A 9001-nucleotide genomic window follows, 5' to 3' on the forward strand; every position below is an offset into this window, starting at 1 on the left:
CCCCGCCGACGTCGTCGCGTGCATATTGCAGACCGAGTAAGGCTTCGCTAAGTTAGGGTCACCTTATTTAGGAAGGCGATGCGATGGCGGCACCAGCAGTGACGACGACACCGACGACGGCCGAGCGGATCCGCAGCACCTGCGCGAGCGCAGGGGCAGCGATGCTCGCGATCGAGGGTGTCGAACCCACCGCCAGTGCGGTGCACCACCTTCTCGACGAGGGCTCGTTCGCCATCACCGTCCCCGTCGAGGGCGGCCTGTCCCCCGCGAGCGCAGCCGGCGTACCTGCCGTGCTGGAGATGACCGACTACGCTCCTCTTCCGCTGAGGGAGCCCGTGCGATCGCTGGTGTGGATCCGGGGCCGGGTGCAGGCCGTGCCCGATACGGAAATCACCGGGCTACTCGGCCTGGTCGCCGCTGCGGATCCCAATCCCGCACTGCTGCAGGTGAACACAACCGACACCGCCGGCGGCGACACCCGGCTCACCCTGGTCCGGCTCGAGGTCGAGTCGGTCGTCGTCGCCGACTCCACCGGAGCGGAGGCGGTCGGTGTCAGCGCACTGCTTCAGGCGCGGCCCGACCCGTTCTGCGGGATGGAATCCTGCTGGCTGCAGCATCTCGAGGCCGCCCATCGCGACGTGATCGACCGGCTGGCGGACCGGTTGCCGACGACTTTGCGGCGCGGACGCGTCCGGCCGCTCGGCCTCGACCGATACGGCGTGCGGTTGCGGGTCGAGAACGACGAGGGCGATCACGACGTGCGGTTGGCGTTCGCCAGACCCGTCGACGACGTCACCGGGCTCAGCCAGGCGATTCGGATCCTGATGGGCTGCCCGTTCCTCAACGGGCTTCGGGCGAGGCGCCCGCTACCGTAGCTTCGGTGACCGCGCCCGAGGAGTTGACCGAACCCGACCGGCGCGCGCTGCGTATCGAGATCGCCGTCGTCCTTGCCGTCACGTTCGGCCTCAGCGCCTATACCGCCAGCCTTGATCTGATCGAGTCGATATTGCTCAACCTGTCCAAGCAGACGGTTGCGCTCAACCCACGGCTGTCCCCCTTCGACCTGATCAATCTCGGGCTGAACCTGGCCCGGGTCGCGCAGCTGGTCTCATGGGGAGCGCTCGGCGCATACCTGCTGTGGCGCAGCGGTATCGGGCTGTCGGCGATCGGCCTTGGCCGCATCCGATGGCGCGCCGACGTGCTCGGCGGCGTCGGCCTCGCCGCGCTGATCGGGCTGCCCGGCCTCGGGCTCTATGCCGCGTCGCGCGCCTTGGGCATGAGTGTGTCGGTGGTGCCGTCGACGCATGACAATTCGTGGTGGCACATCCCCGTCCTGATCCTGCTGGCCTTCGCCAACGGCTGGGCCGAGGAGGTCGTCGTCGTCGGGTTCCTGCTCACCCGGCTGCAGCAGCTGCGGGTGAATCCCGTCGTCGCGCTGGTGGCCAGCAGCATGCTGCGCGGCGCGTATCACCTCTATCAGGGCTGGGGCGCCGGGCTCGGCAACGCGGTGATGGGCCTGGTGTTCGGCTACACGTGGCGGCGCACCGGGCGACTGTGGCCGCTGATCATCGCGCACGGCCTGATCGACACCGCTGCGTTCGTCGGATACATCCTGCTGGCAGGCCATCTCGGCTGGCTGAAGTGACGGGCCGCGTACATTCTTCCTGTGACCGGCGATCGGCGGCCTCCGCCTCCTCGGCGGCGTGAGCCGTCGCAGGTGATCAGGCGGGACCCGAATCGGCCGCCACCTGCCTGGCCGCCCGACCCGCCGACGCCGCAGGCGCCACCGAGACGGCCCCATCCGCCACCGCCTCCGCCACCGCACAGACGACCGAATCCCGTTGTGCGCCAACAACCGCCGCCGGCTCAGCGGCCGGTCAGAGGCAAGCGCCTTGTCCGTCGCGTCGTCCTCACCCTGTTCACGGTGATCGTTCTGGCGGTCGTGGGACTGGTCGGCACCGCGGTCTGGATCGACACGAAGTTGCATCGCATCCCGGCGCTGGCCGACTACCCGGACCGGCCCGCCGAAGGCAAGGGCACCACCTGGCTGCTCGTCGGCTCGGACAGCAGGCAGGGGCTCACCCCGGCACAGCAGGCCGAACTCGGCACCGGCGGCGACATCGGCAACGGGCACACCGACACGATTCTGCTCGTGCACATCCCAGCGCTGTGGTCGGACAGCCCCACCACGATGGTTTCGATACCCCGCGACTCGTACGTGGAGATCCCCGACTATGGCACCGACAAAATCAATACGGCGTTCGCCGTCGGCGGCGCGCCACTACTGGCCCAGACCGTCGAGCAGGCCACGGGTCTGCGACTCGACCACTACGCCGAAGTCGAATTCGACGGTTTCGCAAGGCTTGTCGATGCCATCGGCGGGGTGACGATGTGCCCGCCGGAAGCCATCTCCGACCCGCTCGCGGGCATCGACCTTTCGGCGGGGTGCCAGAAGCTGGACGGCCGCACCGCACTGGGCTACGTGCGCACCCGAGCAACGCCGCGGGCAGACCTCGACCGGATGGTGAACCAGCGCCAGTTCATGTCGACGCTGATGCACCGCGCGGCCAGCCCGACCGTCGTGGCCAATCCGCTGCGCTGGTATCCGATGGCCCACGCGGCGGCGGACTCGCTGACGGTCGACACGGGTGTTCACGTCACCGATCTCGCCCGGCTGGCGTGGGCGCTGCGCGGTGACCTCACCACGACCACCGTGCCGATCGGCGAATTCACCGGCAGCGACTCGGGTTCGGTCGTCGTGTGGGACGAGGACGTCGCCAACCAGTTGTTCACCGCGCTGAAGTCGGACACGCCGGTCCCGCAGGATGTGCTCGACGCGGGAGCGATCCACTAGTCGCGGCCCGCTCCCGTCAGGCCGTTCTGCAGCCAGTCCTTGGTCCGCCCAGGATGATTGGTGGCCACCCAGGCCACCTCGAGCTCGCGGCAGTACCGGACGTCCTCGTAGTGGTCGACGGTCCAGCAGTACAGCGCTCGGCCCTGGGCGGCCGCCCGGTCGACGAGCTCGGGGTGTTCGCGCAGCGTCGCGATCGATGGTCCGACGGCGGTGGCGCCGACGGTGGTGGCCGCGCTGCCGCCGAGGTAACGCGACGTCTCGCCGAGCAGGACGGTGGGCAGCATCGGCGCCGCGCGCCGAATCCGCCAGACCGCCGCGGCCGAGAAGGACATCACCACCGCGCGGGAGAGGTCCGCCGACGCAGGCGATGCGATGCCGTACCGGTGCAACAGCGCCAGCACCTTGCTTTCCACCAACGCGCCGTACCGCACCGGATGTTTGGTCTCGATGAAGATCTTCACCGGCCGATGCCAGTCCAGCACCATCGACACCAGGTCGTCGAGAGTCAGTAGACCGGTGTCACCCTGCGTGCCGTTGGCCCGCCAACTGGCGTGCCATGAGCCGTAGTCCAGGGCCTTCAATTCGGCCAGCGACATTTCGCTGACCAGGCCGGTGCCGTTCGACGTGCGGTCCACCCGGCGGTCGTGCACGCATACCAAATGCCCGTCCCGGGTCAGCCGGACGTCGCACTCCACGCCGTCGGCACCCTCCTGCAGGGCCAGCTCGTACGCGGCCCGGGTGTGCTCGGGGCGGGCCGCCGACGCGCCCCGGTGTGCCACCACGAAGGGGTGACCGTCGAACCCTTGGCCGGCTCCGGTGTCGCCCGAGTTCATACAACTATGCTGCCGGGTTCTGGCCTTCGGACTCAACCGGAACGCCGGATTGGGCCTCAGATTGGTCGGCGACGATCACCCAACGCGTGGCCGGCTTCTCGACCGGTCTGCGTTCGAAGCCGAGAAGCACGCGGGCGACCAGAACCATCGTCGCCATCGCGATGAGGTAGGCGACGATCGTGGTCACAGTGTTGTCGGCGATGCCCTGGGCATCGCCGGTGAAGCTGGTCGCTATCGCGAACACCGACACGGCGGTGGACAGCACCCACACCGCCCACCACACCGCGATCGGTCGGCGAAGACGGGCGAGCGCGTCCTCGACGCTGGCCAGTTCGATGACGAAGACGGGTGCCCACGCCAGATTCACGAACGGCACAAGGCATCCGGCGCGCAGCGTCCACAGTGGTCGATGTTCCTCGCGCCCAACATGTTCGAAGGCCACCGACCGTCGAGCGATCAACCAGTTCGTCAGAAGCACGAAGGTGGCGAACAACAGGAACAGAGCGGCCACGCTGACCACGACTCCGAGCCAGCTGGCCAACCACGCCACCACCGGATTCAAGAGCACGTCGCGGTTGATGATCAGCAGCGCGTATCGCACGATGTGCACCAGAGCGGCGAGGCCGAGCACCGCGATCGTCGTAACCAGGGTGGCGCGCAACGCACCGACCGAGGCCCTGCGCCGGGGTTCGGCCTGCCGCTCGACTTGTGCGGTGTCGAAGTGTTCGACAAGCCCCCAGCGGGGAATCGCCGCATAGCGCGGCGTCGGACCCAGGTGTCGCGGTCGCCTGCGGCTCGGCGGGGCAGCGCCGGGCCGGACCGCTATCCAGCGGTAGCCCTGCGGCAACCGTGGCGGGCCGCTCTGTTCACCCTGGCTGTTCGGCCGTACCGCCGGTGCGGTCGGACGTGCGCTCCATTCCGACGGCGGCTGCGCGGACGGCGCCAGCAGAGTGCCGTTGCACCGCGGGCACCAGACGCGCTGTCGGTCCCGCACATTCCACCGCGTCCCGCAGCGGGAACACACCTGGATCATCCGACCAGCCTAGCGAGCGTTGCTCAGACGGTGCCGGCGTCGCCGCCATCGGTGACGATCGGCCGGCCGGCGTCGGCCCACGCCTGCATACCGCCGCTGACATTGGTCGGTGCGTACCCGTTCTGAGCCAGGTATTGGGCCACTCGCGCAGAGCGGCCACCGAGATGGCACACCACGAACAGTTGCGCGCCGGGATCGATCTCGCCGATCCGCGCGGGCACCTCGCCCATCGGAATGTGCCGGGCCCCGGCGGCGTGGCCGCGTTGCCACTCGTCGTCCTCACGAACGTCGAGCAGGACGACCGACTCGTCGAACGTCGTCGGAACGTCGGAGATCTCGGCTTGCCGGATACCTGCTGGGCTCTCCATGCCCTCATGCTACGAGGCGGCCGGTTATCGACACACGTCAAGCAGCAATGTGCGGCTATCCACAGTTTCCACAGGTTTATGCACAGGCCGCCGTCTGCGGAAGGCGCTTCTGACCTTCTGAATCTGTGTGATTCCTTGGCGATCCTGGGGATAACCTGGCGCCGTTATCGAACAGTGATCAACAGGCAGGAAGGCCCCGAGCGAAATGGCTTGCCGCCCTAACCTTTGGGCGCACGCGCCTTGATTTCTCCATCGTCAGCCGAAGGGCTATGATCGGCGTCACAACGACAATTGTGAGGGATCTCACGGGGGTGGGTAATTGAACGCGCAGGTCAGGGGGCATTAGATGACGACGTCGCATCCGTTCGGACAAGGGTCCGCCGCGTCTTCTGAGTGGCAATCGTCCAGCCACTCGTACACCCGAGGCCAACTGATGGCCTGCGTCCGCGCCGGTTTGATTGCGCTCGTTCTTCTGGGCGTACTCGCCCTCATTGTTTTGTTCTGACCCGTTTCGACACCAAACACAGAAACGGCCCTGGTCTCCGCAGCGGGAGAGCCAGGGCCGTTTTCTTTGTCTGCCTCAAGCGGGCGGGTAGACGCCCATGTCCTTGGCCTTCTCGGTCTGCCAGAAGATGTCGGAGATCTCGTCGATCGTCTTAAGCAGCTTCTCGGCGACGGCAACGTCAGTCGACTTCTTGACGTCGCCCGCGCCGTGCACGCCGTCCCAGAACAACTGGTGCAGGTTGGGGAACTGCTCGAAGTGGTCCTTGGTGAAGAAGTCGGCCCACAGCACCATCAAGTGATGCTTGACCTCCTCGGCCCGCTGCTCCTTGATGATGATGGCGCGGGTCTTGAAGTGGTCGTCGTCGGAGTCATGGAATTTCTTGAGCGTCTTCAGGCACGACAACGCCTCGATCTTGGCCTGAGCCGGATCGTAGACACCGCAGTACAGGTCGCAGTGAGCATGGGCTTCAGTGGCATTGGAGAAGAGTCGATGCAGCATAGACCTAACCTACCCTTCGAGGGTGCGGCGCAACCATGCACTTCGGCTTTGGCCACTGCGGACGTTTCGCGTGGTCGACGAGTCGATGCGGCCCGCGCTGGGTCCCGGCGACGGCTTACTGACCGCTCGCGGCGGGCGTCCCCGGTGCGGCCAGTTGCGGGTGTTCCGTGATCCGCGCATGTCCACCCGCTGGCTCGTCAAGCGCGTCGGTGACGTGTACGGCACCGGAGGCGGCGCGCTGTTCGAAGCGCGATCGGACAATCCACGCGCCGCGGGTGCGGCGGACTCCCACGAATTCGGTTGGGTGCCTGCGGCCGGTTCGTATCGTGTGGTGTTGACGGCGAAGGCCAAAGTCGGCCGTTAGAGCCCGTGTCGTCTTGCGCGCCAGGCGTTGCTGACTCATGCTGAGCGGATCGACCCAGCGGAGTGTCGGCGATGTCCGTTCACCGAATATCAGGGTCGCGGAGGCGAGATGGAAACGGGGTCCGGCCGGGCGATCGAAATCGCCCCCTTCCATTCGCAGGGAGCTCTGCGGGGATTCGTGGTGTCAGGCCGATGGCCGGATTCCACCAAGGAGTGGGCACAGGTATTGAGAGTTGCCGTCCGGGTCGCCTCGTTCCCCGGATTGCTCGCCACCACAACAATTTTCGGCGCTCGCGAGGAGCTGCCGGAATCTCCGCAGCCCGGTACCGTCGGCCTGGTTGTGGCCGAGGGCACCGTCGTCGGTGAGAATGCGGTGGCGCCAGGTTATTTCGCCGATCATCAGCCGCCGGCGCTTCTCATGCTCCATCCGCCGTCGGAGACCACTCCGTCGCTGCCGGAGTGCTCCGGTGCCGCATCGGGCTGCGTGCTGCTGCCCGGCCTTCCCCACCTGGGTCTAGAGCACCGGGCGGCATGGGTGGAAGCGGAGTCCGACGGCACGGTCACATCGATGGTCAGCCGCGTCGGCATCGATCCGATCAGCGATCCCGACACCGCGATCCTGGCCATGCTGCTTGCCGCCTAGAGGCAGGCCTCGGCGAACGTCACCGCTGGAACCGTCGTCAGACCGGACGTCCCGTCGGGCTGGCAATTCCGGTACCTGTTGCCGACCCGTACCTCGTCGGGAGGGGATCCGTGAAGGGGCAAATTCAGCAAACGCCGGGATCCGCCGGACGGGCGGCGGCACCGGTTGCCGGTAGACACCATCACGCGCAGATAGCCAATGGTCGGGGGGCTGCGAGCTAAGCACTTGCTACGTATCCGTCAAAATTTGCCTGACCACATCATGAGACATCGATGAGATATGGTCTAAACGCGCTGCTCGCCGGGATGTCGAGCGCCTTGAACAAAAAGCCGGGTTAACTTTTCCGCGGTTTGCACTTGGTTGTTGGCACAACTCTCGCTACGATGATCAGCAAATACGCCGCCTAGCCAGTCCGCTTTGTCAGCATGTGGAGGTCAATTCGATGAGCAAGACGTTCTCCGCCCGCCTAAACCGCCTGTTCGACACGGTTTACCCGCCCGGGCGTGGTCCGCATACGTCGGCGGAGGTGATTGGCGCCCTCAAGTCGGAGGGCATCACCATGTCGGCTCCTTACCTTTCTCAGCTGCGTTCAGGCAACCGTACGAACCCTTCGGCGGCGACCATGGCGGCCCTTGCCAACTTCTTCCGTATCAAGCCGGCTTACTTCACCGACGACGAGTACTACGAGAAGCTGGACAAGGAACTGACGTGGCTCGCCAACATGCGTGACGAGGGCGTGCGCCGTATTGCGGCGAGGACGGTCGGCCTGTCCGCAGAGGCACAGCAGGACATCGTCCAGAAGGTCGATGAGTTGCGTCGCAGGGAACACCTCGACGATTAGCCCGCGGTAAGTCGTATTACGGCTTCCGGCGAAGTAATCATCGAAACCCTCCATCAGGAGGCGGCTGCGACACCCGCCCTGTCCAGCTCGCGGTATTGCTTCGCGATGGCGAGGATCCACTCCCGGTCCGAGTAGGCCCTCGGCTGACGCAGCCAACCCAGACCGGGGAACCATGCTCGCTTGGTGTCCTCGTCGGTCTCGCCGCGGCCCGCGTAAATCCACTCCGCGATCGCATGTGCCTGTTCCTCAGGCTTGACGTCAGGCGTCTCGGCGTCGGCGATCTCGGCGATTTCCTGCTCCAGGTCGCGATCGGACGATCCGCAGGAGGCTTCAACCCGATCACGCAGCGCGGCGTCCGCGGTCGTCGCTTCCAGGAACAGTGCGTCGGAGATCAGTGACATCCGCTCGGCCACCCGGAAAACCAGCGGGCCACGCGGCCGTACTCCGATTCCGACGTCGGGATGTCGGCGGCCGAGTTCGTCGAGCATCGGTTGGATGATCCGCAGTTCGCGACGCGCACCGAACCAGTCCTCGACGCTCGGAAGCAGCGAGCCGGCCGCCACCACCAGCATGGCGCAACCCAAAAGCGTTGCGGCCGCACCGACTCCGACGAACTGCGTGGTGCCCACCGCCCGCAGGAAGAAGAAGGCGCTGGCGAGCACGATGAGCACGATGCCGACAGTGAACACGAACAACGCCCTGCCACGGCGGGTGCGATTCGAATGGCGCATACCCGCCCACGACACCAGCGTCAGCGCCAGAAGCACGTAAAGCAGCGGCAGCAGCCACGACCACGACAACGCCGTGGCGTCCGAACCGAGGTTGCGCAGCAGGTACTCCTCGGGCGACATCTCCGACTGCTGGCCCGCAACGAAGAACGTCACCAGGGTGGCGATGGCGATGACGACGGCGACACCGTACTGCCACAGCGCGATGCGCCGAAGGATGGCGGGTTTACGTGGCGACGAGACCGTCGTGATCATCACGCAACTGCCCGCGGCGCAGGCGACCAGAGCGACCTGGCTCAGACCCATCGAGACGTTCGGCCAGCGCACCAGCGTGT

11 protein-coding genes are annotated in these 9001 nt (G+C 66.4%); 6 read left to right on the forward strand and 5 right to left on the reverse strand.

What is annotated here, in order from left to right; all coding sequences use genetic code 11:
* The first annotated feature begins 83 nt into the window (after positions 1-83).
* Genes QOC76_RS21225 through QOC76_RS21235 form a run of 3 tightly spaced genes read left to right on the forward strand, consistent with a single transcriptional unit; the run spans position 84 to position 2854 of the window.
* Positions 84-875 (forward strand): DUF2470 domain-containing protein, encoded by a 792-nt coding sequence (locus QOC76_RS21225; RefSeq protein WP_526360056.1) that lies wholly within the window; start codon positions 84-86, stop codon positions 873-875.
* 5 nt (positions 876-880) lie between these two features.
* Positions 881-1645 (forward strand): CPBP family intramembrane glutamic endopeptidase, encoded by a 765-nt coding sequence (locus tag QOC76_RS21230; RefSeq protein ID WP_526360058.1) that lies wholly within the window; start codon positions 881-883, stop codon positions 1643-1645.
* Positions 1646-1666: 21 nt separating this feature from the next.
* A complete protein-coding gene (locus QOC76_RS21235; RefSeq protein WP_526360060.1) occupies positions 1667-2854 on the forward strand; it encodes an LCP family protein in 1188 nt (395 codons plus the stop codon).
* Here the strand turns inward: QOC76_RS21235 and QOC76_RS21240 are convergent.
* From QOC76_RS21240 to sodN, 4 genes are all read right to left on the reverse strand, one after another.
* On the reverse strand, positions 2851-3687 hold the full coding sequence (locus tag QOC76_RS21240) for a glycerophosphodiester phosphodiesterase (RefSeq protein ID WP_526360062.1): 837 nt from the start codon (positions 3685-3687) through the stop codon (positions 2851-2853). The genes QOC76_RS21235 and QOC76_RS21240 overlap by 4 nt on opposite strands.
* Before the next feature lie 4 nt (positions 3688-3691).
* Positions 3692-4720 (reverse strand): DUF4328 domain-containing protein, encoded by a 1029-nt coding sequence (locus tag QOC76_RS21245; RefSeq protein ID WP_526360064.1) that lies wholly within the window; start codon positions 4718-4720, stop codon positions 3692-3694.
* A 23-nt stretch (positions 4721-4743) separates the two neighbouring features.
* On the reverse strand, positions 4744-5088 hold the full coding sequence (locus QOC76_RS21250; protein WP_526360066.1) for a rhodanese-like domain-containing protein: 345 nt from the start codon (positions 5086-5088) through the stop codon (positions 4744-4746).
* A gap of 580 nt (positions 5089-5668) precedes the next feature.
* Positions 5669-6091 carry a superoxide dismutase, Ni gene (gene sodN, locus QOC76_RS21255; RefSeq protein WP_526360068.1) on the reverse strand — a complete coding sequence of 141 codons (423 nt, stop codon included), beginning with the start codon at positions 6089-6091 and terminating at the stop codon, positions 5669-5671.
* Between the two features lie 85 nt (positions 6092-6176).
* Here sodN and QOC76_RS21260 point away from each other — a divergent pair, with 85 nt between their 5' ends.
* The 3 genes from QOC76_RS21260 (at position 6177) to QOC76_RS21270 (ending at position 7938) form a co-directional block, all read left to right on the forward strand.
* A complete protein-coding gene (locus QOC76_RS21260; RefSeq protein WP_526360088.1) occupies positions 6177-6455 on the forward strand; it encodes a S26 family signal peptidase in 279 nt (92 codons plus the stop codon).
* Positions 6456-6563: 108 nt separating this feature from the next.
* Positions 6564-7097, forward strand: a complete 534-nt coding sequence (locus QOC76_RS21265; RefSeq protein ID WP_526360070.1) for a peptidase — start codon at positions 6564-6566, stop codon at positions 7095-7097.
* Positions 7098-7539: 442 nt separating this feature from the next.
* Complete coding sequence (locus tag QOC76_RS21270) at positions 7540-7938, forward strand: transcriptional regulator (RefSeq protein ID WP_526360072.1); 399 nt, start codon at positions 7540-7542, stop codon at positions 7936-7938.
* A gap of 53 nt (positions 7939-7991) precedes the next feature.
* Here QOC76_RS21270 and QOC76_RS21275 read toward each other — a convergent pair.
* Positions 7992-9001, reverse strand: a 1010-nt coding sequence (locus QOC76_RS21275) for a hypothetical protein (protein ID WP_526360074.1), incomplete at its 5' end; no start/stop codon positions are given.

Source organism: Mycobacterium sp. (genome assembly GCF_032159565.1).
In the GTDB taxonomy this organism is placed as follows: domain Bacteria; phylum Actinomycetota; class Actinomycetes; order Mycobacteriales; family Mycobacteriaceae; genus Mycobacterium.

What these genes read in the sequence shown, in the direction of transcription:
- QOC76_RS21225 (WP_526360056.1), top strand. Translation starts at nt 84, where the DNA reads ATGGCGGCACCAGCAGTGACGACGACACCGACGACGGCCGAGCGGATC.
- QOC76_RS21240 (WP_526360062.1), bottom strand. Translation starts at nt 3,687, where the DNA reads ATGAACTCGGGCGACACCGGAGCCGGCCAAGGGTTCGACGGTCACCCC.
- QOC76_RS21245 (WP_526360064.1), bottom strand. Translation starts at nt 4,720, where the DNA reads ATGATCCAGGTGTGTTCCCGCTGCGGGACGCGGTGGAATGTGCGGGAC.
- QOC76_RS21250 (WP_526360066.1), bottom strand. Translation starts at nt 5,088, where the DNA reads ATGGAGAGCCCAGCAGGTATCCGGCAAGCCGAGATCTCCGACGTTCCG.
- sodN (WP_526360068.1), bottom strand. Translation starts at nt 6,091, where the DNA reads ATGCTGCATCGACTCTTCTCCAATGCCACTGAAGCCCATGCTCACTGC.
- QOC76_RS21260 (WP_526360088.1), top strand. Translation starts at nt 6,177, where the DNA reads ATGCGGCCCGCGCTGGGTCCCGGCGACGGCTTACTGACCGCTCGCGGC.
- QOC76_RS21265 (WP_526360070.1), top strand. Translation starts at nt 6,564, where the DNA reads ATGGAAACGGGGTCCGGCCGGGCGATCGAAATCGCCCCCTTCCATTCG.
- QOC76_RS21270 (WP_526360072.1), top strand. Translation starts at nt 7,540, where the DNA reads ATGAGCAAGACGTTCTCCGCCCGCCTAAACCGCCTGTTCGACACGGTT.